At 32.2% G+C, this 23,150-nt stretch carries 21 protein-coding genes and 8 pseudogenes; 24 read left to right on the top strand and 5 right to left on the bottom strand.

Going from position 1 to position 23,150, the window contains the following annotated elements; all coding sequences use genetic code 11:
- The 15 genes and pseudogenes from BPMYX0001_RS28970 to folE all read left to right on the top strand — a co-directional run.
- On the top strand, positions 1-555 hold a 555-nt coding region (locus BPMYX0001_RS28970), incomplete at its 5' end, for a serine hydrolase domain-containing protein (protein ID WP_033799584.1).
- 410 nt (positions 556-965) lie between these two features.
- Positions 966-1,106 (top strand): annotated as a pseudogene (locus BPMYX0001_RS31910) (IS6 family transposase); the annotation flags it as partial.
- A gap of 612 nt (positions 1,107-1,718) precedes the next feature.
- Complete coding sequence (locus BPMYX0001_RS28975) at positions 1,719-2,753, top strand: bis-aminopropyl spermidine synthase family protein (protein WP_006097700.1); 1,035 nt, start codon at positions 1,719-1,721, stop codon at positions 2,751-2,753.
- Positions 2,754-2,773: 20 nt separating this feature from the next.
- Entirely contained in the window at positions 2,774-4,441 is a 1,668-nt protein-coding gene (locus tag BPMYX0001_RS28980; protein WP_006097701.1) for a carbamoyltransferase family protein, read from the top strand.
- A gap of 13 nt (positions 4,442-4,454) precedes the next feature.
- On the top strand, positions 4,455-5,213 hold the full coding sequence (locus tag BPMYX0001_RS28985; protein ID WP_033799585.1) for a DUF5591 domain-containing protein: 759 nt from the start codon (positions 4,455-4,457) through the stop codon (positions 5,211-5,213).
- Positions 5,179-5,958 carry a glycosyltransferase family 2 protein gene (locus tag BPMYX0001_RS28990; protein ID WP_033796905.1) on the top strand — a complete coding sequence of 260 codons (780 nt, stop codon included), beginning with the start codon at positions 5,179-5,181 and terminating at the stop codon, positions 5,956-5,958. Before BPMYX0001_RS28985 ends, BPMYX0001_RS28990 begins: the two co-directional genes overlap by 35 nt.
- A gap of 11 nt (positions 5,959-5,969) precedes the next feature.
- The gene (locus tag BPMYX0001_RS28995) at positions 5,970-6,737 is read left to right on the top strand and encodes a class I SAM-dependent methyltransferase (RefSeq protein WP_006097704.1); all 768 of its coding nucleotides are present in this window, start codon (positions 5,970-5,972) and stop codon (positions 6,735-6,737) included.
- 163 nt (positions 6,738-6,900) lie between these two features.
- Complete coding sequence (locus tag BPMYX0001_RS29000; RefSeq protein WP_003203739.1) at positions 6,901-7,566, top strand: PIG-L deacetylase family protein; 666 nt, start codon at positions 6,901-6,903, stop codon at positions 7,564-7,566.
- Positions 7,567-7,583: 17 nt separating this feature from the next.
- Positions 7,584-8,582 (top strand): ABC transporter ATP-binding protein, encoded by a 999-nt coding sequence (locus BPMYX0001_RS29005; RefSeq protein ID WP_006097705.1) that lies wholly within the window; start codon positions 7,584-7,586, stop codon positions 8,580-8,582.
- Complete coding sequence (locus tag BPMYX0001_RS29010) at positions 8,579-9,370, top strand: ABC transporter permease (protein ID WP_018782253.1); 792 nt, start codon at positions 8,579-8,581, stop codon at positions 9,368-9,370. The genes BPMYX0001_RS29005 and BPMYX0001_RS29010 overlap by 4 nt, the downstream gene beginning before the upstream one ends.
- 2 nt (positions 9,371-9,372) lie before the next feature.
- The gene (locus tag BPMYX0001_RS29015) at positions 9,373-10,161 is read left to right on the top strand and encodes an ABC transporter permease (protein ID WP_006097707.1); all 789 of its coding nucleotides are present in this window, start codon (positions 9,373-9,375) and stop codon (positions 10,159-10,161) included.
- A gap of 12 nt (positions 10,162-10,173) precedes the next feature.
- Positions 10,174-10,839 carry a 7-cyano-7-deazaguanine synthase QueC gene (gene queC / locus BPMYX0001_RS29020; RefSeq protein WP_006097708.1) on the top strand — a complete coding sequence of 222 codons (666 nt, stop codon included), beginning with the start codon at positions 10,174-10,176 and terminating at the stop codon, positions 10,837-10,839.
- Positions 10,839-11,330 (top strand): 6-carboxytetrahydropterin synthase QueD, encoded by a 492-nt coding sequence (gene queD / locus BPMYX0001_RS29025; RefSeq protein ID WP_006097709.1) that lies wholly within the window; start codon positions 10,839-10,841, stop codon positions 11,328-11,330. The genes queC and queD overlap by 1 nt, the downstream gene beginning before the upstream one ends.
- Positions 11,323-12,039: a 7-carboxy-7-deazaguanine synthase QueE gene (queE, locus tag BPMYX0001_RS29030; RefSeq protein WP_018767833.1), complete on the top strand. Its 717-nt coding sequence runs from the start codon at positions 11,323-11,325 to the stop codon at positions 12,037-12,039. The genes queD and queE overlap by 8 nt, the downstream gene beginning before the upstream one ends.
- Positions 12,040-12,082: 43 nt before the next feature.
- The gene (folE, locus tag BPMYX0001_RS29035; RefSeq protein WP_006097712.1) at positions 12,083-12,670 is read left to right on the top strand and encodes a GTP cyclohydrolase I FolE; all 588 of its coding nucleotides are present in this window, start codon (positions 12,083-12,085) and stop codon (positions 12,668-12,670) included.
- Between the two features lie 158 nt (positions 12,671-12,828).
- On the opposite strand, the pseudogene BPMYX0001_RS34430 reads toward folE, so the two are convergent.
- From BPMYX0001_RS34430 to BPMYX0001_RS32560, 3 pseudogenes are all read right to left on the bottom strand, one after another.
- Positions 12,829-12,989 (bottom strand): annotated as a pseudogene (locus BPMYX0001_RS34430) (IS6 family transposase); the annotation flags it as partial.
- A gap of 129 nt (positions 12,990-13,118) precedes the next feature.
- A pseudogene (locus BPMYX0001_RS35110) lies at positions 13,119-13,208 on the bottom strand (IS6 family transposase); the annotation flags it as partial.
- Positions 13,181-13,282 (bottom strand): annotated as a pseudogene (locus BPMYX0001_RS32560) (IS6 family transposase); the annotation flags it as partial. The pseudogenes BPMYX0001_RS35110 and BPMYX0001_RS32560, both read right to left, overlap by 28 nt.
- Positions 13,283-14,464: 1,182 nt before the next feature.
- Here BPMYX0001_RS32560 and BPMYX0001_RS29040 point away from each other — a divergent pair.
- The 3 genes and pseudogenes from BPMYX0001_RS29040 to BPMYX0001_RS34435 all read left to right on the top strand — a co-directional run.
- The gene (locus tag BPMYX0001_RS29040; protein WP_231398863.1) at positions 14,465-14,704 is read left to right on the top strand and encodes a hypothetical protein; all 240 of its coding nucleotides are present in this window, start codon (positions 14,465-14,467) and stop codon (positions 14,702-14,704) included.
- A gap of 165 nt (positions 14,705-14,869) precedes the next feature.
- Complete coding sequence (locus BPMYX0001_RS29045; protein WP_033799586.1) at positions 14,870-15,250, top strand: BA_1872 family lipoprotein; 381 nt, start codon at positions 14,870-14,872, stop codon at positions 15,248-15,250.
- 30 nt (positions 15,251-15,280) lie between these two features.
- Positions 15,281-15,443, top strand: a pseudogene (locus tag BPMYX0001_RS34435) (IS6 family transposase); the annotation flags it as partial.
- 252 nt (positions 15,444-15,695) lie between these two features.
- Here BPMYX0001_RS34435 and BPMYX0001_RS29050 read toward each other — a convergent pair.
- Positions 15,696-17,648, bottom strand: a complete 1,953-nt coding sequence (locus tag BPMYX0001_RS29050) for a bifunctional metallophosphatase/5'-nucleotidase (RefSeq protein WP_006097715.1) — start codon at positions 17,646-17,648, stop codon at positions 15,696-15,698.
- A 176-nt stretch (positions 17,649-17,824) separates the two neighbouring features.
- On the opposite strand from BPMYX0001_RS29050, the pseudogene BPMYX0001_RS29055 reads away from it, so the two are divergent.
- Positions 17,825-18,274 (top strand): annotated as a pseudogene (locus tag BPMYX0001_RS29055) (IS6 family transposase); the annotation flags it as partial.
- Between the two features lie 529 nt (positions 18,275-18,803).
- Here BPMYX0001_RS29055 and BPMYX0001_RS29060 read toward each other — a convergent pair.
- Positions 18,804-19,862, bottom strand: a complete 1,059-nt coding sequence (locus BPMYX0001_RS29060) for an endonuclease/exonuclease/phosphatase family protein (RefSeq protein WP_078211810.1) — start codon at positions 19,860-19,862, stop codon at positions 18,804-18,806.
- A gap of 155 nt (positions 19,863-20,017) precedes the next feature.
- Between BPMYX0001_RS29060 and BPMYX0001_RS34440 the strand changes: the two are divergent.
- From BPMYX0001_RS34440 to BPMYX0001_RS29080, 5 genes and pseudogenes are all read left to right on the top strand, one after another.
- A pseudogene (locus BPMYX0001_RS34440) lies at positions 20,018-20,131 on the top strand (IS6 family transposase); the annotation flags it as partial.
- Between the two features lie 178 nt (positions 20,132-20,309).
- Positions 20,310-20,591: pseudogene (locus BPMYX0001_RS34445) on the top strand (1-deoxy-D-xylulose-5-phosphate reductoisomerase); the annotation flags it as partial.
- Positions 20,592-20,907: 316 nt separating this feature from the next.
- Complete coding sequence (locus BPMYX0001_RS29070) at positions 20,908-21,480, top strand: histidine phosphatase family protein (protein ID WP_033799587.1); 573 nt, start codon at positions 20,908-20,910, stop codon at positions 21,478-21,480.
- 188 nt (positions 21,481-21,668) lie between these two features.
- Positions 21,669-22,052, top strand: a complete 384-nt coding sequence (locus tag BPMYX0001_RS29075; protein ID WP_006097720.1) for a hypothetical protein — start codon at positions 21,669-21,671, stop codon at positions 22,050-22,052.
- A 404-nt stretch (positions 22,053-22,456) separates the two neighbouring features.
- Positions 22,457-23,074: an IS6 family transposase gene (locus BPMYX0001_RS29080; RefSeq protein WP_006097721.1), complete on the top strand. Its 618-nt coding sequence runs from the start codon at positions 22,457-22,459 to the stop codon at positions 23,072-23,074.
- The last annotated feature ends 76 nt before the right edge of the window (positions 23,075-23,150 follow it).

A 23,150-nucleotide genomic window follows, 5' to 3' on the forward strand; every position in this document is an offset into this window, starting at 1 on the left:
ACAGGATACGTATTACTGGGTATCCTTATTGAAAAAGTAACTGGAAACAGCTATGCGGAAGAGGTTGAAAATCGGATTATTGAACCGCTTGAATTGTTGAATACATTCCTACCGGGCAATTCAAGCGTTATTCCAGGCACCAAGCATGCCCGTGGATATTTACAACCAGACGGAGCAAGTGAGCTAAAAGACGTTACTTATTCTAACCCAGGTAGCTCGGATGGAGATATGATTTCTACTGCTGACGACTTAAACAAATTCTTCTCTTACTTACTCCGTGGTAAATTACTGAAGGAACAGCAACTAAAACAAATGCTTACTACAGTTCCTACAGGAAGAGAAGGAATCGATGGATATGGCCTTGGAATCTATGAAATTAAGCTTCCAAACGGTGTCTCGATATGGGGACACACGGGTGGCGTTCCAGGGTTTTCTACTCTTGCTGGAGGTACAATTGGGGGCAAGCATACGTTGGCCGTCAATTTGAACAGCATGGGTAAAGCTAACAGTCCTGACCCTTTTAAAAATATTTTACTTGCTGAATTTAGCGAGTAGGCAAAAAGGAAAAACGGATAAATTTTGTCATAGTTTTTATAGTAAACATATATCTTTCTGGTTCAAAAACCCCCAACTTACTCTAAAAAATGATTTTTGGGTTTTTGGAATTCCAGCGGCAATCCGACGCTATTAAGCTAATAAAACAAAAAGCTCCCTAAAATGAAAAAATACGTCATCCTTTCCTATTGGAGTGCCCCCTGAGAAAGAGACAATAAAAAACACCTCTCTAAATCGTAAGTATCAGTTATGATTTTAATGGAGGTGTTTTTCGTATTATGGATACAATTTCGCTTTAGTTTGATTGGCATGGGGTACCGCCACATCGCTATCAAGCTAACAAAAAGAAATCTTCTTAAAGTGAAAAAAAATACGTGTTCACGAATAATAAAGTTGTTTGAAAAATAATAGAGTCATTTAAAACTGCAACTTCTATATTGAGTGGTGTTGAAGCCATGCATATGATAAAAAAGGGACAGATTGATTTACGGAATCAGTCTATCCAAAATCAAAAAGAGTTCATCCACCAAGTGTTTGGACTTATAGCATAAAATACGATTTCACTAGGAATATACTATTATCCGCGTTCTTCTTCATATATTTGCACCAGAACCCATAATAACGCCTCCATTTCATTCTATTTTTATGATAATTCACTGGTATTTGTTAGCACAAAATCCCCCAATAATCCCAAAAATAAATATTTTTCAAAAAATTTATAAATAAAAAAAACGACAAAAATTTCTAAAAAAGGGCTCTATACTAGGTTTTTTTAAAAATCTTAATATATAAATTATGATAATAAAAATACCCATAATTATTCCTGGTATTGTTTTATCAGGAAAAATTTTACTTAATTTTCTGAATGAATTTTATCCACAAATATAAATTTTTTATTAATCAGAAAATTCTATTTTTATGGTAGTATTGGTGGTGCAGCTCTGTTGCAAATATTTGAATTACACAATTATCTATATAAGGGGGGAATGTGAAATGGAAAAGGAATATATTCATGAAGAAATGTTAGAGCTTGAAGATCTTGAATTAGATGAAGAGGATTTACTAATTCGTGCAGGCAAGACATTAGGTTAAGTTTTAAAATAAGGAGGTTACATATGCAGTTTAACTGTATATGTAACTTTTTTTAAGGTAGGGTATACAGAATGAAAGAAAATAAGATTATTTTATTATATGAAAGATTTATTGAATTAGACTATGAAGAAGAGTTAGATAAAGTACCAAAATTAAAAAACAGAGGGGTACTTTTGAATTTTTGGAAAAAATGGTATGAAATTAGTGAAAAACAATTCGAATTTATAATTTGGAAGTCCATTAATACTGTAGATACTTTAGATGATCTAGTCAAAATAACTGGGACTTTAAGTTTGGCTTTAAGATTATTAAAAGTATTAAAAGAAAGAAATTTAGTTGAAATTATAGAAAATAAAATAAGGTTTTCACAAGAGTTAACAAGTAGTATTTTATATGAACCAACCCCTCTTCGTAATACAGGATATGAGAATAAAATAAACAAAAAAAAATATGCTCAATTTAAAGCTACTTGGGATAGTTCGTTGAGGAGAGCTGAAATAATAAATCAAGAGTTATCGTCTAATAAAAATATCTTTTTTTGTGGAGATGATGATTATACAAGTTTAGCCCTTAAACAATATAAAAACAGAGAAATAGATGTAGGAGATATTGACGAAGAAATGATTGAATATTTGAAACATACAAACAATGATATTGGGTTTTATAATTTTGATGTTAGAAATGAAGTTATGGAAGATTTAAGGAATAAGTATGATGCAATACATTGTGACCCTATAGATGATGGTAGAGGGTTAGATTTGTGGTTAAATAGAGCTAATGAATTATTAAAAGGTCAAAAGGGTGATTTAATTTTTTTAAATATAAGTGTTAAAAGATTAGGTAATAGGGTGGTTTATTTGCAGAATTTCTTGACATCTTTAGGTTTTTATTTAAAAGAAATTATTCACGATTTAAGTTCTTATAAAGTGGCTGAAGAGCCTTACATTGATGAAGAATTAATAAAAAAGGACTTAGATAGCATTGGTTTTTCTAAAGGTACATATCATAATTTGTATATTCAAACAGACATGTTAGTTTTTGTACGATTAATAGATAAACCAACCCTCTTTCCGCAAGAATATTATGAGATTAGAAGAAAAATATAAAATAACTGCGAGGTAAAATAATGTATGTTTTAGGAGTCAATGGGTGGGACTTTGATATTCATGATGCAAGTGCGTGTTTATTTTATAATGGTAAATTAATAGCTGCAGCTGAAGAAGAAAGATTTATTCGTCAAAAAAAGGCATTAGATAAAATTCCATATAATTCAATAGCTTATTGTTTAAAGGAAGCTGAAATTACTCCAAATGAAGTAGATCATATTGTTATGGGTTGGGATGTAGAGCAATTATATTTTGAGAAGTATTCAAAGAAGCTTAACAAAGAAGATTGTCTTGAAAAGGTTTTTCCGAAGGGAATTTTTAAGAGAGATAAAGATCCCCAAATTCATATGTGTTCTCATCATTTGGCACATGCTTCTGGTGCGTTTTTTAGTTCGGGATTCAATGAAGCTACCCTAATAGTTATTGATGGGAGTGGAGAAGAAGAGTCAATAACGATAGCAAAAGGAAAAGGTAATAAAATAGAAGTACTAGAAAAATACCCGCTGGAACATTCTTTAGGTATTTTTTATGAAGCATTAACTGTATTTTCAGGTTTAGGGAGGCATAATGAAGGGAAGTTAATGGGCCTATCTTCATATGGGGAAGAAATATTTGAATTTCCTGATATACTGGAAAACCCTTTGAAACCAAATAAAAATACAGTTAGTATGAATGGTAAATATTTTTTGGTATTAAAAGATTGGATAAAAGTTATTAATAGTATAACAAAGATTGCTCCTAATTATATTAAGTATGAATATAATCCAATAGATTCAATATTATTAATGGATTCATCGGTAATGGGATATAAAAATATTGCAGCCTCAGGTCAGGCAGCCTTGGAAAGAGCAATTGTTAAGCTTGTAAAAAAAGCTATTAATCTAACTGGAATAGATAATTTGTGTCTTTCGGGAGGAGTAGCATTAAATTGTATAGCGAATAGAATGATAGCTGATTTACCAGAAGTGGATAGTTTGTACATTCAACCAGGTGCTTCAGATAGTGGGGTAAGTATTGGAGCAGCTTCATGGTTTCTTGCCGAAAATGGTATAACGCCTAAGTTCACTGAAGATCATGTATATTCTGGTCCGGAATTTCCTGATTCTAGTATCTTAAATATATTAAAAAAATATAATCTATCATATATAGAATTAGGCTCTAACAAATATGATAAATGCTCCGAGTTATTAATTCAAAATAAGGTAATAGGAAGATTTTATGGAAAGATGGAATTCGGCCCTAGAGCTTTAGGAAATAGAAGCATAATAGCTAGCCCTCAGAGGAGGGATATGTTAAATAAAGTAAATACTATTAAGAAAAGAGAGCAATGGAGACCATTGGCTCCTAGCATCATAGATGAAAACGCTTCTGTAGTATTAGAAGAAAAAATAAATAACCCTTATATGCTGTTAAATTCTACTGTTAAAAAAGAGGTACATCATTTAGTTCCAGCAATTGTTCATGTTGATGGATCAACAAGGGCTCAAGTAGTTACGAGGGATATGAATTCTGATTATTATGAAACAATCCGCAACTTTTACCAGAAAACAGGAATTCCTGCAGTTATGAATACATCGTTTAATGTAGGAAAAGAACCAATTATTTGTAACCCAAGTGATGCTATTAGGTCATTTTATGGATCAGAGGTGGATGCCCTTTTATTAGGTTCATTTTTGATTATTAAATAAAGGAGGAGAGATTTTGAGAAATAGAAATTATTCTAATCTAAAAGATGGAATGATAGAGGGTTTGTTACTTAATAAAAAAAGTTATCCTAACTACCCAGAATATATACTATTAGATTTAATAAAAGAGGAAACAATTTTTAAACGAGGAGCTTGCTCAAAGTATATTCAGCATGAAGAGTTCAATACATGGCAGGAATATTTTTGTGGGGATTATTACGAAAAGCCTCAGGGGAAAAGAATTGCTTTTTTACAAGTTTGTACTTGGGCTAAACCATATGACTTTTCATATATTGGTAAAAAAATTAGACAAGTTACAAATAAATACCCTATGGTTCATCCAATTATTCTATCAAATGCGGGAGTTATACCATATGAATACCAAATGAACCCTACTTTTTGTGCATACGATTGGATGGAAGATATTGAGGATCCAGTAATTTACGAAGAATTGATGAAAGAATATAGGGATGTATTAATACAAAGAATTAGGAGATACCTAGAATCAAATTCATACGATGTAGTAGTACAATATGGTGTACCGGTAAAAAAATATTCAATGGCTCCTGCAATTAAAGATATTTGTAAGGAATTAGGAATTACTTTTCTTTTAACCCCAGATATAGAAACATATAGAAATAATAAAGATAAATTAGTCGAGTTAAAGGATTCAGGGGAATTTTATTGTTTAGATGAAGTTCTGAGTAGTATGGATAATTGTTTAAATAAGGTGAGTAGATATGTTGAATCTATCAATTGTAATACCAGCTTATAACGATATTAGATTAGAAAAGTGTTTAAAGAGTATTGATGAAAATGTAGAGGTTGTCGTTGTTTTAAATGGTGCAACCGAAGAAGTAAAAAAAATCGCCTATTCTAGCGATGCAGTAATTGGCGAATTACCTACACCTAATTTAGCAAAAGCATATAATTATGGAATTGAAATTTCTAGTAAAGATAATGTGTTAATTATGGATTCAGATTGTGTTTTTATGCCAGGTACCATCAATAAGTTATATAAATTATTAGATGCAGGATCTTTAGCTAAAGGAAGAGTGATGTTTTCATTTAACAGCAAAATTGGAAAAATCATTGCACGTGCAAGACATATACATACTTGCAAAAAAAATGCATATTCACCTCCATTGGCATTTAATAAAGGAATCTTAGCGAAGGTAAATGGATATTATTTTGATGAGAATTTATCTTGGACAGAGGATTATGATTTTGATATTAGAGTTAAATCTGCAAGTCTTAAGATTTTATATGATGATAATGCAAGAATTATTCATCCAGAGTTAAGCATTAAGCAAGATTTGAAAAGTTCATTTAATTATGGGATAGGTCATGCACGTGGGGTTTTACAACAAAAAAATGGTTATTATGAACCTAAAAATAAATTAAGGTCGATTATTAACTCATATAAGTATATCAAGAAAAAATACGGTTATTTAACTGCTTTCTATCTCATATTTTGGCAGATTGCCTTTTATAGGGGATATGAAAAAGAAATACATTAAGGAGGAAAACAATGCAGCAACAATACGATGAAATTTCCGAATTATACGACATTATCATCCCAGAACCTGATGGTATTTTTGATTTTTACAGTGGTTTGGTAAAACCAAATGATGAAGTTTTAGATTTGGGGTGCGGTACTGGTAGATTATCTTTTATTCTTGCTGAAAAAGGCGCTAATGTAACTAGTGTTGATATATCAGCAGGAATGATTGAAAAAGCTAGTAAGAAGCTAGATGAGATGCCAAATATTAAGGATAAAATAGAATTTAAGGTTTCTTCTGCTACAGATTTTAAGTCTGAAAGAAAATTTGATTTTATATTTATGTCTGGTGGTGTATTTGAATATTTACTTACATCGTCACAACAAAAATTAGCTCTTAGAAATATTAAATTACTATTAAAAGAAGGCGGGATTTTTGTTTTCGATATTATTACACCTCCAACTATTCTTCCTTATTCTAAGAGAGTGAGTGATGGAGGAAATAGTCCTATTAAAGGGGAGAATTTTAAAAATTATAAAGTTAAATCATGGGATGTCGTAAAAGCAGATCATTATAAGCAAATAATTGAAACCACTTGTTATTTTGAGGTTTATGACATAGCAGATAATTTCTTAAGTAAAAAAGAATTTAGATTTCTTGCAAAATATACTTTACCATCCGAAATGCAGTATCTCTTAGAAATAGAAGGATTCAATATAAAAAATTTTTATGGTGATTACAATAAAAATCCTTTTGGGAGGAATAGTGAATTTATGGTGTATGAATGTAGGAAGTAAGGGGAGAATTTTAATGATATACAGTGCGAATAGACGCTCTTAAAAAAGTATATTTTTCTAGTGGAAATAAAATGTATCCAGTTAGTATAGGGACTCCAGAGTAAATAATTTTTAATTAAAATAATAGGTAAATGATTTACCTGTTCAATAAAGGTGATGCTGAATGAAGGATATAGTAAAAAAACATTTAGTTATAGCGCCACACCATGACGATGAAGTCATTGGCTGTGGTGGAACAATTGCTCAAGCTATTAGTAAGGGTGAACATATAAAAGTAATAATAATTACAAAAGGAGATTTATCTGGAGGTGTAGGGGATTTAAATGAAATTGTTTCAAATAGAGAGAACGAGTGTATAAAAGCTTGTAATACATTAGGGATAGAAAAAGAAAATGTCAAATTTTTAAAGAAACCAGACAGATCACTTGTGTATTCTTTAGATTTTGTGGAAGAAATTATTCACGAAATCTCTCTATATAAGCCTAATTTTATTTATTTCCCCCATGATATGGAAAGTGATAGGGATCATCGAATAGTAAATGAAGTTGTATCAGAAGCAATATTCCTGTGTCAATCAGGGTTCTTAAAAGAGGATTGTGCTCCTTATATAAGGATGTGTTTACAGTATGAAGTATGGACTCCCATGAAAAACTATCAGGTTGTAAAAGATATTACCAGGTTTATTGAACTGAAAAAAGCATCAATTAAAAAATACGAATCACAACTTAAAACATTAAATTTGGTTGATGGAGTTTTGGGGTTAAATTCTTATAGAGGTATGCAGGCAGGAGTGCAATTTGCAGAAGTTTTTAGAGTGGTAAGTAAGTAGTAAGAAGGAGAGAGAAGATGGATATCATTGAAATTGAAAATGTATCAAAAACTTTTGAAAGAGTAAAAATTGAAGAAGGATTAATAAACTCTTTCAAGAGTTTATTTAAAAGAGAAAAGGTCAAGGTTACTGCTTTAAGTGATGTGTCATTCAAAATAAAAGAAGGTAAAATAATAGGGCTTATTGGCGCGAATGGTGCTGGTAAGTCTACCTTAATGAAAGCAATGGTTGGGTTAATTAAACCAACTTCCGGGAGAATTTTGGTAAATGGATTTAACCCCCATAATAAGAAGAAAGATTTTTTAAAGTCAATTGGCGTTGTTTTAGGCCAAAAAAATCAGTTATGGTGGGATCTTTCCCCTTACGAAACATTTTTATTACATAAAGAAATATATGAACTGTCTGATACAGAGTTTAGAAAGAATGTAGATGAATTAGCTGAAAATCTTGGGGTATCAGAAATTCTTAAATCGCCAGTAAGGAATCTATCGTTAGGAGAGAGAATGAAATGTGAGTTAATTGCTTCAATCTTACACTCACCTAAGATATTATTTTTAGATGAACCGACTATTGGATTGGATTTTCTTGCTCAAAAGAATATTAGAAATTTTCTCAAGAATTATTGCAAAGAAAGAAATACAACAGTTATAATAACTAGCCATTATTTCCCAGATATATATGAGTTATGTGAAGAATTAATAATATTGAAGAATGGAGAAGTTGTTTTTAATAACAATTTCAAAAAAATAAAAGAAGAAATTAAGAGTTATAAATATATATATCTTAGCTTTGAGAATGAAATAAATTCTCAAGATCTTAAGAAATATGGAGAAGTTAAAGAATCGGATAAATTTAGTGTAACAATAAAAATTCAAGATAAGCTAGTGAACGAGACCATATCTAGCATATTAAAAGAATTCAATGTTATTGACTACAATTTGACTGAAATGTCATCACAAGACCTCATTGAAGATATTTATTCAATGGAATCGACTGGAGTGAAAATAACAGTATGAAGAAGTATTTAAAACCAATGATGCTTTCATTTCAAGCGGTTTTTCAGTATCGCATGAATGTTGTATTATATATGATTTTTGGTTTAATACCGCTTGTGGCTTTAATACTATTGTGGCATTCTCTCTTTGAAACACAAAACAATATTCAAGGCTATACTCTTGAAATGATGATTACTTATGTAATAATTGCTAAGTTAATTGAACTTTTACTAATTCCTGAAATGCACTGGTCGATAAATGAGGAAATACAATCCGGTGAATTATCAAAATATCTTACAAAACCATTTTCATATTTTGGATATTGGTTTAGTCATAATTTAGGTAACAAAATTATTCAGGTACTGATGTCAGTGATACCGATAATACCGATAATATTCCTGAACAGGGATTATTTCCTTTTGCCTACTTTAAAATATACTTTCCTGTTCATTCTTTCAATAGTAGGAGCATTAATACTATATTATATGATTTATTATTTGATATCACTCTTCTCATTTTACTTTGTAGAGATATCATCCTTTTTCTTTACTGTAGATATAGTATTAGAATTATTATCTGGATCGCTTATTCCGCTTGAATTTTTACCAGCCCCGTTAAATACAATAACTCAGTTTTTACCTTTTTCATACTTGATTCACTTTCCGGTAAATGTATATTTAGGAAATTTAAGTGGCACTGAAATTGTAAATGGATTAATTTTACAAGTGATATGGTCTTTAGTTTTCTATGTCCTTATTAGAGTACTTTGGAAGAAGGGGTTAAATAAATATGAATCTGTTGGTGCATAAATATGATTAGATATTTAAAAATGTTAAAAGCAATTCTTAAAATTAATTTAAGTAATATTATGATGTATAGAGTCAACTTTTTTTTAAATATATTAGATAGCGTTGTTTGGTTCATTGTTACATTAATATTTTTTAATAGTATATTTGATAGTTTTGGTAATATTAATGGTTGGAATACAAATGATATTTATTTGCTAATTGGAACAAGTGAGTTGATAAAATCTTTGATGTTTACTCTTTTTATTAATAATCTACCGTATATACCGAGTTTAGTTAACCAAGGAAGTTTAGATCATATATTGTTTAAACCTATCAATAGTCAGTTTCTAGTTTCATTAAGAAAGCTTGATTTAGGGAATTTAGGGAACTGTTTACCAGCCGTACTGTTAATTAGTTATGCATTATTACAAAAGGGAGAGAGTGTTAGTATTGTAAATGGATTTTCTTTCTTGGGTCTATTGTTTTTAGGGATTTTACTCTCGTATTCTCTGTGGTTTATTTTAATGACTTTATCTATATGGTTAACCAAAGTTGAAGGTATGCATGAGTTATTTCTTGGTACTATGACATTACTTAGATACCCATCTTCCTTATATAAAGGAATAAGTCGATTTGTTTTTTTATTTGTTTTTCCTATTGTTATTGTTAGTAATATTCCAACTTATGCTTTAATTGGTCGATTAGAACTAAACGATGTATTCGTGTTAATGGGTTATTCTATTGGATTTTTTATTATTTCAATTTATTTTTGGAAGTTTGCCTTAAGATATTATAACAGTGCAAGTAGTTAAGGGGAGAATAAAATGTACTCTAATGATAAAGCAATAGTTGTTTTTAGTGGTGGGCAAGATAGCACAACATGTTTATTTTGGGCAATGCAACAGTTTGCGGAGGTGGAAGCTGTAACATTTAACTACAATCAACGTCATAAGTTAGAAATTGATTGTGCAGCGGAAATTGCGAACGAGCTTGGCATTAAACATACAGTGCTAGATATGAGCCTACTAAATCAGCTAGCTCCAAATGCGTTAACAAGAACAGATATGGAGATTACACACGAAGAATGTGAATTACCATCGACATTTGTAGATGGGCGAAATTTACTATTCTTATCATTTGCTGCTGTATTAGCAAAACAAGTTGGGGCACACCATATCGTAACAGGTGTATGTGAAACTGATTTTAGTGGTTATCCAGATTGCCGTGATGTATTTGTGAAATCGTTAAACGTTACATTAAATTTATCAATGGATTATCCGTTTGTCATTCATACACCACTTATGTGGATTGATAAAGCAGAGACATGGAAAATAGCAGATGAACTTGGAGCATTCGAGTTTGTTAGAGAAAAAACTTTAACATGTTATAACGGAATCATTGGTAATGGTTGCGGTGAATGTCCAGCGTGCCAACTTCGTAAAGCAGGTTTAGATACGTATCTACAAGAACGCGAAGGAGGGAATGAATAATGGAAAACTTTTTCGGATTTCGCATTGTAGAAAATTTGCAAAAAATGGACAAGGATATTCAGCGTGAGCAATTAAAATACCATAATAAAAGAGTAATGGTCAGCAAGGAATTTACATTTGATGCAGCACACCATTTACACTGTTATGAAGGGAAATGTAAAAATTTACATGGTCATACATACAAAGTTGTATTTGGTATTAGTGGATATGTAAATGACATTGGACTTGCAATTGACTTTGGAGATATAAAAGAAATTTGGAAAAACGAAATAGAGATTTATTTGGATCATCGCTATTTAAATGAAACATTACCAGTGATGAATACGACTGCGGAAAATATGGTCGTCTGGATTTATGAAAAGATGGCGGAAGCATTAACAAAAGGGAATCGAGCAGAAGAATATAAAGGAGCTCGTGTCGAATTCATACGGCTCTTTGAAACACCAACGAGTTATGCAGAAGTAAGACGGGAGTGGATACTCGATGAGTAAGATTCCTGTTTTGGAGATATTTGGTCCAACCATTCAAGGAGAAGGAATGGTTATCGGGCAAAAAACGATGTTCATTCGCACAGCAGGTTGTGATTATAGCTGTTCTTGGTGCGATTCAGCCTTTACATGGGATGGCTCAACAAAAGAACAAATTAGACAAATGGCGCCAGAAGAAATTTGGAATGAACTTGTTGGAATTGGTGGAGAAAATTTTTCTCACGTTACAATTTCAGGTGGGAATCCCGTTTTGCTGAAAAATATTCAGTTTCTTCTTACTGTATTAAAAGAGAATGGAATTCGTACAGCGATTGAGACGCAAGGGAGTAAGTGGCAAGAATGGTTACTTCAAATTGATGAAGTGACCATTTCGCCTAAACCACCAAGTTCGAAGATGAAAACAGATTTTACGATGCTAGATTCTGTTATTCATAAATTAGAAAGAAAAGATTTTAGTTTAAAAGTAGTCGTATTTGAAGATTATGATTTTGAATATGCAGTAAAGGTGCACAAGCGATATCCGCAAGTACCATTTTTCTTACAAGTTGGGAACGATGATACGAAAACGGTGGATGATGCAGCGCTTATTAAAAACTTATTACAGAAATATGAGCGGTTGATTGAAAAAGCTGTACAGTGTAAAGAAATGAATGATGCGAAAGTATTACCTCAACTTCATGCTTTAGTATGGGGAAATAAACGAGGCGTATAAATAAGAGCATTTTATGAATAAATTAATAAGGTGGAAATAATATATGAGCTTAAAAACAATCCAAAGTGTAGAAATAGATACTGACAAAATTGAAGTAGCAGTAAAAATGATTCTTGAAGCAATTGGAGAAGATATTAATAGGGAAGGTATTTTGGAAACCCCAAAGCGAGTAGCAAAAATGTATAAGGAAGTTTTTCAAGGTTTAGGTCAAAACCCTTCTGAACATTTGTTAAAAATATTTAATGAAAATCATGAAGAATTGGTATTAGTTAAAGATATTCCGTTCTATTCTATGTGTGAACATCATTTGGTACCTTTTTTTGGAAGGGCCCACATAGGTTATATTCCTAATAATGGAAAAGTAACTGGGTTAAGCAAATTAGCTAGAGCTTTAGAAACCATATGTAAAAGACCACAGTTGCAGGAAAGAATAACCAATGAATTAGCAAATGTTATTTTTGAAACTTTAGAGCCAAAAGGAGTAATTGTTGTAATTGAAGCTGAGCATATGTGTATGACAATGAGAGGTGTGAAAAAACCTGGTTCAATGACTATAACTTCGTCATATAAAGGAATATTTAAAGATAATAATACACTTCGAAGTGAAACTTTAAATTTGATAGAGGGATAGAATTACATCGTTATTATGCTAAAAAAGAAATTCTCTTGAAATGAAAAAAGACGTTATTCTTTCTTATCTAATTAAAGAGGAATATGATATCAAAGGGTTTTGGTGCAAATATATAACGGAAAATGAAAGGGAGGGTAAATTCCTAACGGAATCATCCTTTATCCAGCTAATCCAAATAATTGATTGATAAAGATATTCTGATTTTGAACAGACTGGTCCCGTAAAATAAGTTTCTGTTTTTTATCATATGTATCGCTTCAATACCAGAAATCGTGGATTTAGCTGTGTAAAAAGATTTAAATCCTAACATAGGTTGAATCATAGGGTTCTTGCTGTAGATCGAAAAGTAATTATGTATATATGGGGTACGGAAACGATTCTGGGGGTTCTGGTGCAAATACTTAGGAAAGATATAAAGAGGCGAAAAGTTTCCTAGTGGAATCTAGTCTTAAGCAGCAATTCCAAATAGTTGATGGATGAACTTCACTTGATTTTGGACAGACTTGTCCAGTAAAACAAGTTGCCCCATAGGTACCATCTTACTGTTTGCAAAATAATATTATGATGATAATGCTTCCACTTGAATAAATTTCGCTTTTCCATACTGATCACGCACCTTTTTAGAGTAATAGTATCAGTATGCCCAAGATTTAGAGATTACTTGCAATTATCTTGAAGTTTTCGCACCAGAACCCAAAATGATTGAAATCACAAAAAATGTTTATTTTAGAGTGCCTTCCTATGCTCATCAAACTAAGTTTATATAAACTTTGACTTCAAATAAAATTTTTAGATTTTTAAAGATCTATTGTAGGTTTTATAAGTTAAAAAACAAAAAGAACTTGTAGGAATCACTACAAGTTCTTTTTAAGGTAAGGTGACAAAAAGGGTAACACAAACTATCTTAACAGGCATATTAGAAAAACATAGGGATGTTTCTTGATAGGTTTATTATATAACAAATATTAACATTTAAAGATTTTAATTTTGAAAATTTTGTGAATTACGAAAACAAAATCGTTTATTACTCTTGTATCAACCAAAAAATCCCATTTGTTTATTTCGTGTAAAACACTTTAAATCAATGTCGATATCATAATAAATTAGTAAAAATATAGATATAGGTAAATAGAGAAGAATGAGGCATTCATTACTTAATGACCTATATTTATATTTGGGATTAATTAACTATAATAAAATGAAACTCATGTTATTATTACATATAATTCATGAACATATTGAGAGTGCTATGATTCTAGCTGTGTATTTTGAGAAGAAGTAAATTTGTATATTTTTCACAAGAAAGCATAAAAAAGACTTAGTCCTTGTGAGGAAAATAAGCCTTTTTACTATTTAGACTCACACAAATGATCTGTGCATCAATTTAGCTTTGATAAACAGATCATTTGTAAGATAATAATTCATTGTAAAGAAGTAAAGATTACATGAATGCTTTTAATAGAGTTGTTACTAACGGAATTACTCCACCTAAAAATGATAAAACTGCAATTGCGATTGCCATAATAATTCCTCCTCTTTAAATTTCTGAATATTAAGAATTATATAAATTCATTATATTACAGATTTAAGAATATGACAATATCTTTTTTTATTCTCTCTAAGATTTCGAAATACACCCATAACAACATTTTTTACGCCACATTTATTCATGACAATTAAGTTCACTTTTTTCGTTTTGGGGTGGATTTGTTTTCTTAAGTTGATGGATGTGGGGTGGTACCCCATATTGAGCAAAGGGAAATTATTGAGCGGAAGTATTTAAAGAGTGAAGTAATGAGCGATAAGGTGATAAAGGCTCAAATGATGTTAGCTAATGATTGGTATTATTATCAGAAAAAGAATGCGGTTATGGCAATTGCGATAGCATTACGGATTATTGAAAAAATGTATCAGTCATTTCAAAAACAAATGATGATATTAAGGTATGTGTCAAAGTTCTATAATGAAAATAAAAATGAAATCGAACGTTCAAGAGAATCTGTATTAAAATTTACAAAAAGAAATGTAGATTAAGTAAACTTACGGGAGTTTATTAGGCTGACAGGATGCGGATGTCATACAGGTTATCAGTAAATAACAATTTTTAATTTTGATGAGTATGTTGGCTTATCAAAAAGTGATAAAATAGTTACCGCAATGGTAAAATTTTATAATGATAAAAAAGAAAGGGGAATCTCTATGAAATTGCTACGTTCATTTCTCATTCTCACTCTTGTTGTATTGTTAAGCGCATGCAATACAGTAACAAAAGTCACAAAGGTTCAAAAAAATGGCGAAACGACTTTAAAAATTGGCTCCCTGCAAGGGTATCACGATGTGCAAACGATTAAAGCTGAAAAAGGAAATGTGGAAATTCCTTATGAGGCAGCCGTTGAAGAAGGTACGATTTTATTGCAAGTCACAAAAGACGATAAGGTCATTTATGAAGAAGAAGTCACTTCTCCAAAAGAAGGTTTGCTTTCTTTTGAAGCGCCAAAATCCGGATCATATGATTTAATTGTACGCGTGAAGGGTGAAGAAGAGAAAGCGAAAGGAATTCAAATACATACGAAGCTATGAAAAAACGGCAAGCGGAGTGTACCCGCTTGCCGTTTCGCTCGTTCCTTAGGATTTCAAAGTCTTCGTCATGCCTCACGTACGATAAAAGGGATAGAAACGCTTCATGCCATATACGTCAAAAAGACGAAGTCTTCAATCAGACTCCGTCTTTTTGACGTATAACGAATTACAGAATTTATTATCGGTTTCATAAAATTTGACCACAATCTTCCCATATCTCTATGTGTAAAAAAACTTTGCAACAGACCCAATAAAATTATCAAACTTTTTTATAAAGAAATGAATCGAGTACATTAAATAAGAGCATGTTTTGATCAATCTTTTTTCAAAACATGCTCTTTAGATTTGTCTTTATATCAAGGTTATTAGTAATAATTTAATCCAACTTTATTTTAAAGCTACAAGTATATCCAAGTTTAAGAGATTTTTTTGCACCAGATTTTTCTTATATTTTTTTAATAATCCTATTAAGTTTTTTGTAAAATTCACCTTTTGTTTTTACATGATTAAACTGATTCGGATTCATATTAGCTTTTTGAGAGAGTGCTACAATCTCTTCTTTTGTAATTGAATCTTTAGTATTTATAGATGCTATATTTGTATATTTTCCATCTTCTGTTTTTGGAATTTCTAAAATTCCTTTATTTACAAGATCCACTACAGCCTTATGCTCTGAAGAATGTGTATCTACACCGGTAATTTTCCAATTATGCATAACTTTTGGCGTGTATACACCATTCTTTACCTCTTTTAAATATGTAATAGCAAGGTTACGAATGGTTCCACCTGTTTCTCCGAATGCATTCTCTTGTTTAGATGACCAAATTTGTTCAAACTTACGTCCCTCTAAAGCTCCCCCTTTTGCCTGAAGAGCCTCCATTCTATATGCATTCATTCCCAGCGTCATAACATCGCTCATTTTGATTGGTTTATTTGTACGAATAGATCGTAAATTTGTAATTCTACTTCCATATGGTTTTGTTAAGTCAATTTCGTATTTTACGCCTCCAAAGAAATCGTTCGTACTGTATTTAGACGCACGGCGGGTTTTATCAAAGCTAACTGTTACATCTCCGGCACGAGATGAGTTAAAATACCCTGCCGCCCATTCCATGTAGTCTTTTAAATCTTTCCCAGTTATCTTATATACTGTAATTTCTCCCAAAGCATATTGGTAATTATATGCAATATCTTTCTTCTTAATAGGACCTACATCCAAACGGGCATAATCGTTATCAATTTGATGGGCTACTACATCTGCTTTGCTGTAATAGAGCATGACTTCATGAAAAAAATCTGATAAAGATGTCTCTTGAATTTGCACACTTGGAATACCCTTTATTTCATTTTCAGGAACAAGACTTCTACCCTTTAATTGAGCGACTACAACATTTGCATCTCCTCTCGCATACTCGTGAAAAGGTGTTAGTGTTGCTTCAAGTGTAGGATCAGATAATACCGTTGTTCCATCAGCATTTTTTACAGGTAAAGCGGTAGCTGTTTTATCTTTTAAAACCAGCCTCCCATCTTGCTTTGTAAAAGTAAGGTCAATACGTGAGATATGCGTTCCATATTTATCTGGTTCTGTAATAATAACACCATTTACAACTTCTTTTTTAACAAGTTTATGCATATGAGCTGCAAAAATAGCGCTTATTTCCGGACAAGCATTCGCAATATCTTGAACCCCAGTACCAGGGATTCCATTCTCATTTTCTAGTCCCATATGCATAAGCCCTACCATTACATCTACTTTACCTTCTAATTCTTTAATTACCTTTTTTGTCTCTTCTACTGGATTTTTCACTACTAAACCAGCCAAATGATCTGTCCCTTTTTCAAAATCACTAATCATTGGTGTATTCATGCCAATAATCCCAACTTTAATTCCACCTTTTTCAACAATCGTATATGCAGGAAGAAAACGCTCTCCATTCTCCTTATAAATATTTCCTGCTAACGTCTTTCCCTTATATTGCTCACTAACTTTTTTCAATGTATCTAATCCAAAGTTGAATTCATGATTTCCAAATGCCCAAGCATCATATCCCATTGCGTTCATCGCTACCATCATTGGAGATTGTGGCTTATCATTGAATAATTCTACTGAGTTTCCTTGAATTGTATCCCCGGCATCTAATAATATGGTATTTGGATTTTCTTGACGTACCTTCTTTATAACCGTATAAAGCTGCGTTAAACTTCCACTCATATTTGCACCATCAAGCGCATAATCCCAAGGCATAAATCTACCATGAATATCTGCAGTACCCAATAATGTAATATTAACATCAGATTCCTCAGCTTTAGAGATAGCTGGTTTGACTGTTACTGCTGTTCCAAGAAGTATAAGAATAACAAAATAACATACATAGTTCTTCCATTTCATTTTTGGCATAATAACAATATTTCTCCCCTTTTTGTATTGTCATAAAGTTGCTTGAACTTTAAAAATGTAACTTATTATTTGGAAAACTTCAACTATAAAAGATAATTTTGGAGGTTCTGGTGCAAAAAAATCTTTTAAACTTGGATATACTGATATTACTACTCTAGAAAAGGTGTGTGATCAGTATGGAAAAGGAAAATTTGTTCAAATGGAAGCATTATCAGCCGGAACTCATCTTATTAACAGTAAGGTGGTACCTACGGTACAATTTGAGCTTTCGTAACCTGGTGGAAATGATGGAGGAAAGAGGCTTATCAATTGCTCACACAACGATTATGCGCTGGGTTCATCAATATGGGCCTCAATTAGAAGAGAAAGTACGATATCACCTTAAATCAATAAATGACTCATGGAGAGTCGATGAAACCTATATTAAAGTAAAAGGACAATGGTGTTATTTATATCGTGCCATTGACAAAGAGGGGCAAACGCTTGATATTCAACTGCGTAAAAAGAGAGAGACACAAGCGGCATATGCTTTTATGAAAAGACTGGTTCGAACTTATGGAGAACCAACGGTTCTGACTACAGATAAGGCTCCTTCTTTAATTTACGCATTTAAAAAATTACAGAGGATAGACTTTTACAAAAATACCTTTCATCAAAATGAACCATTTTGTTTGAATTTTCGGAAAAAATATCGTAAAAATGTTGATGATGTGGTAAGATTATAGATGAAAAAGAGTATGAATTCACGTTGTAGCGTGAATTCATAAGAAAGAAGCCAATTTGTATAGGAATTGGCTTCTTTCTTAAGTTCGAATAAAAACAGAATTGTCTTTAAATCTTTATTAGGGGAAAGTTTTAAAGAAGAATTCAGCTTGGTTATAGTTTTACATAATTGTTAGATAAAGTAAATTGATATTTTTCGAGCTGAATATTCAGAACATTAATTCGAAGTATATCCATCTACAAATAAGTAATTGATGAGTTTTATAAAAGTCAGGAAAGAGAAAACTGATGCGTTGCAATTTCTTTCATTCATCCATTAATGGAATGAATGAAAGAGCCGAGATTATTTACATTGGATAAGACTTCAGACAACATATGGTTACACTCTTCTTGCACACATTCTCTCTTGAACCATTCCGTTGTCTTCCCCTACTATTTTAACTTCAACACTGCGTTAACCGGGTTATGATCACTGTTTTCAAACTTCAAATCATGCCCTTGTACGCTCACAATCTCCACATTTGGAGACACTAAAAATCCATCGATAATCGTAACAAAGTTCTCATCTTCGACATAGCTCTTTACATTATCACGAACTGTCCAAACAGTATCATCAACAGCCCACTGGAATCCACCATCAGTGAAATCTTCTGGCAGCTGTACTAACCACTCTGGCCATTCTTCTTTAAACTTTGGATCTTTTAACTGCACATCAGATAATAGCTGATTCCAGTCTCCGCCAAGCACGAGATAATCGCCATTTTTATAATGCTTATTCATATACTCTTTCAAAAACTCAACTTGTTGCTTTCGAATGTTTCCGCCCTTATCATATGCAGATAAATGAACATTCACCATTCGTAAATATTTCCCGTTATCAACTGGAACCTTCTGCTCAACAATCGCTCGATCTAATTCGAATAATTGACGAAGCCACATTTCTCTTCCAGGAAGCTGATATCTCGTCACTTCTTCTACTTTATATTTTGAGAACGAACCAAGTCCACTGTTCGTATATCCGTGCGGCTTCTTAATTGGCACCGGCACCCACTGCGCATTAAAGTTATAACCAAACGTAGACGCATGATCTTTCAGCCCATCTTGAAACGCCTTATACTGATTCACATCAAATGAACGAAGTGACTTCTCATCCATCTCTTGCACTAAAATAAAATCAGAATCTTCCTTTTGTAAGAAAGACAGCATATTGCTGATATTCTTTTCTGTTTGCTCTTTACTACTAGAGCGCGAACCCGTCCCTCCGTCTAAGAAGAAATCTTGATCCTTATCTAAACCGCCGTAGCCAATATTAAACGTTGTCGCCTTAAACTCTTCCCCAACCTTAAGAATGCGCTCGTTATTATTTGCCACTTTCAACTTCTCAACATCCTTATGCTTCACATCCGTAATTACCACATACGTAATAAACGCCGCGAAAGCACCAAATATTGAGCCTGTACCCCATAATAAACCTTTCAATACCTTCTTCAAGCTCATGACTCCCTTATTCTCTTTATATAGTTTGCATACGTGGTTATTTTAACATGTTCTAGACGTAAACATAAAGTAACTCTAAAATATACAATAAAAGTGGTTCTGTAGCAAAGTTTTCGAAATTCAAGTACACTTTGGAAAAAGATGACGTCACAATAAAAGGCATTGAAACCATTCATGCCCTATACAAACAAAGGCGAACTCTTCAAATAGGCTCCGCCTTTTCGGTGTATAACGAATTACAGGAATTATTAATGGTTGCATAACCATTTAACAATGCAATCCTAGATTCTCTATGTTTTGGATAACTTTGCAACAGAACCAATTACTTTATATTCGCTTAATTCCTGTTGTTTCTTTTTTATAAAAGAAGGAATTTTATCTTTTTTGTCTAATTATATCTAGGTTTGCAAAAAGGGATTCTACAACTTTGGAGGAATTATCATGGTAAAATATATTTCAATTCTTGGTTCAACTGGCTCAATTGGTACGTCTGCATTAGATGTAGTCACTTCACATCCGGAACATTTTAAAATTATTGGTTTAACAGCAAATCACAATATTGACCTTCTTGAAAAATAAATATATACATTTTACCCTCGAATTGTAAGCGTAAGTACAAAAGAATTAGCAGATGCTCTTCGGAAGCGAATTCCTACAGATACAAAAGTCACATATGGAACAGATGGATTAATTGAAGTTGCAACTCACCCTGATTCTACTCTTGAAGCTCATCATAGCATTGCAAAGCCAGATTTGGAAACAGTATTAGACGCCGATCATTGGGCTCGTGAATATGTAAACGAATTATTAATTAGAAAATGAAAAAAGAGCTAGAACAGAACGCGTCTTTTTTAGCTCTCCATTTTACGTGTTCTTTTGTTTTAATACATTTACGTTCACGGAATTGTAAAGAAATGTATCTAAGATATCGCATACAGAAGGATTTATAGTGAGTATTAGTTATGGTCACTGGGAAAGTTCTTTTTAATTAATATAAGCTATATATGGAATACAGAAACCTAAAAAATTGGAGGTAATTATGAAAACTTTCATATATATGGTGAGACACGGAGATTCACCGAAATCTGGAAAAGAAAGAGCGAGAGGATTAACGGAAAAAGGAAAATTAGAAGTTCAACGAATAACAGATGTATTACAAGGTGAGGGAATTGACGTTGTTATCTCAAGTCCATACAATCGTTCAATTCTAACTGTTCAGCAATTAGCGAAGCAAATAGGACAAGAAGTTTTAGTATTTGAAGACTTAAAAGAGAGAATTTTTATTGCTGAAGAGGAACGAATGTCGGATAAAGAATTATTTCCTTTGATAACAAAGTCATTCTTAGAACCCGAATTTGCTTTAACGGGAGGAGAGTCTAATGTCGACTGTCAGAAACGTGCTATAAAAGTCTTAAAAGAATTATTAAACACCTATCGAGGGCAGAAAGTAGTATTAGGCACTCATGGAGCTGTTATGACTTTGATGATGGGGTATTATGACAGTAAGTATGATTTGAATTTTTTACTACATACATCAAAACCAGATATATACAGAATGGAATTCAATGGACAGGAATTGGTGGAGGTTAAAAGATTATGGGGAATTTCATAGATTGACTATATTCATCCATAGCGTCTCCCAATGACGTGTATTATAAACAATGGGGTTACTGCGGTAACTCTTTTTCTTATGGTACTAACGGGGGATTAAGTTCAACAATCTAAAAAATTCGGTTCCTTAGCGTACAAAATTCACGGTTTGTTCTTGCTATCCCGAGATGAAATGGGAGGGAATAGTTTTTGGGCAGGATACCTTTAAAGTTATTTTTTAAATCAATCCTATTTTTTTTCTTAAGCGGTATTGTTGTTTATTCTATATTTCAGATTATTTTTGTCTGGAGTGTTTCGACAGGATTAGGGAGGGATGATATAGTCGGATTTTCTGATAATAAGTATGTAATTGGTCGTCCACCTGTTAGCTATAACTTATATAAAAAAGATAGTGGGGAAACTATATTAGATAATGTTATTGGTTATAAAAAGGGAAAAACTAAAAGCTATGTTCGGAATGAAATTGAATTTGTAGTGATAAATGAGATAAAGGGTAGCTATGAACTGTATAAAATAGAAAAGGCTTCAGAAAAGGATATAGAACGGCTGAAAGAAATGAAGAAATTAGAATAAAAGAGACTATCTGAAAGGTAAAAATGCATACTTGTTATTGTTAAATCTAAAAAATGGTTTAGACTGATAACTGAGTTTTATTTCATGAAAAGAGTCATTATTAAAATAAAGTATTAGGGGTTCAGTCCCATGCCCATCAACTTAAGAATTCAGAATTACCCCAAAATGAAAAACTGAGCTTTTTTGTTACAGTTTAGTAGAAAATTTCGTTATGGGGGTACTATCAACCTAACAAGACAAAATACCCCCTAAAATGAAAAAGACGTTATTCTTTCTGAGAAATCATGGGAAAGGATAACGTCTTTTTATCAATATGACGGTATCCTATATGAAAATTAGGGTTCTGTTGCAAAGTTTTCTAAACTAAGCTACACTTTCGAAAAAGAAAACGAGGAGAATCACAGATGGGATATTTTAAAGGGAACCAATTCAAGAAGGATCTTATTTTAATAGCTGTTGGCTACTATTGTCGTTTTTCTTTAAGTTATCGCGATGTGTCTGAAATTCTCAAAGAACGTGGTATTTCTATTCATCCAACAACTATCATGCGCTGGGTTCATGAATATGGAAAGCTTATCTATCACATTTGGAAGAAGAAAAACAAAAACATATTGTTATCTTGGCGTTTGGATGAAACCTATGTCAAGGTGAAAGGGAAATGGTGTTATTTATATCGAGCAATTGATAAAAAGGGACAAACACTTGTTATTCAACTTCGTCAAAAACGGGACACACAAGCAGCATATGCTTTTATGAAAAGACTTGTTCGAACTTTTGGAGAACCAACTGTTCTGACGACAGATAAGGCCCCTTCTTTAGCTTTCGCATTCAAAAAATTAAAGGAGATAGGTCTTTACAAAAATACCTTTCATCGTACAATCAAGTATCTCAATAATATCATTGAGCAAGATCACCGACATGTGAAACGTCGATTCTCCCGTTCTTTAGGATTTCAAAGTCTTCAACCAAACTTCGTTTTTTCGACGTATAACGCATTACATGAATTATTAATAGTTTCATAAAACTGGCCCACAATATTCCCCATCTCTTTGTGTCTTCGGAAACTTTGCAACAGAACCCTTTCTCTTCTAATTGAGA

It is taken from the genome of Bacillus pseudomycoides DSM 12442, assembly GCF_000161455.1.
Lineage (GTDB): Bacteria > Bacillota > Bacilli > Bacillales > Bacillaceae_G > Bacillus_A > Bacillus_A pseudomycoides.

Bases quoted from the DNA above. Each gene is read 5' to 3' on its own strand.
- BPMYX0001_RS29050 (WP_006097715.1), bottom strand. From the start codon at position 17,648: ATGCCAAAAATGAAATGGAAGAACTATGTATGTTATTTTGTTATTCTT.
- queC (WP_006097708.1), top strand. From the start codon at position 10,174: ATGTACTCTAATGATAAAGCAATAGTTGTTTTTAGTGGTGGGCAAGAT.
- BPMYX0001_RS29070 (WP_033799587.1), top strand. From the start codon at position 20,908: ATGAAAACTTTCATATATATGGTGAGACACGGAGATTCACCGAAATCT.
- BPMYX0001_RS29005 (WP_006097705.1), top strand. From the start codon at position 7,584: ATGGATATCATTGAAATTGAAAATGTATCAAAAACTTTTGAAAGAGTA.
- BPMYX0001_RS29015 (WP_006097707.1), top strand. From the start codon at position 9,373: ATGATTAGATATTTAAAAATGTTAAAAGCAATTCTTAAAATTAATTTA.
- BPMYX0001_RS29010 (WP_018782253.1), top strand. From the start codon at position 8,579: ATGAAGAAGTATTTAAAACCAATGATGCTTTCATTTCAAGCGGTTTTT.
- BPMYX0001_RS28975 (WP_006097700.1), top strand. From the start codon at position 1,719: ATGAAAGAAAATAAGATTATTTTATTATATGAAAGATTTATTGAATTA.
- BPMYX0001_RS29000 (WP_003203739.1), top strand. From the start codon at position 6,901: ATGAAGGATATAGTAAAAAAACATTTAGTTATAGCGCCACACCATGAC.
- BPMYX0001_RS29040 (WP_231398863.1), top strand. From the start codon at position 14,465: ATGAGCGATAAGGTGATAAAGGCTCAAATGATGTTAGCTAATGATTGG.
- BPMYX0001_RS28990 (WP_033796905.1), top strand. From the start codon at position 5,179: ATGTTGAATCTATCAATTGTAATACCAGCTTATAACGATATTAGATTA.
- BPMYX0001_RS28995 (WP_006097704.1), top strand. From the start codon at position 5,970: ATGCAGCAACAATACGATGAAATTTCCGAATTATACGACATTATCATC.
- BPMYX0001_RS28980 (WP_006097701.1), top strand. From the start codon at position 2,774: ATGTATGTTTTAGGAGTCAATGGGTGGGACTTTGATATTCATGATGCA.
- queD (WP_006097709.1), top strand. From the start codon at position 10,839: ATGGAAAACTTTTTCGGATTTCGCATTGTAGAAAATTTGCAAAAAATG.
- BPMYX0001_RS29045 (WP_033799586.1), top strand. From the start codon at position 14,870: ATGAAATTGCTACGTTCATTTCTCATTCTCACTCTTGTTGTATTGTTA.
- BPMYX0001_RS29080 (WP_006097721.1), top strand. From the start codon at position 22,457: ATGGGATATTTTAAAGGGAACCAATTCAAGAAGGATCTTATTTTAATA.
- queE (WP_018767833.1), top strand. From the start codon at position 11,323: ATGAGTAAGATTCCTGTTTTGGAGATATTTGGTCCAACCATTCAAGGA.
- folE (WP_006097712.1), top strand. From the start codon at position 12,083: ATGAGCTTAAAAACAATCCAAAGTGTAGAAATAGATACTGACAAAATT.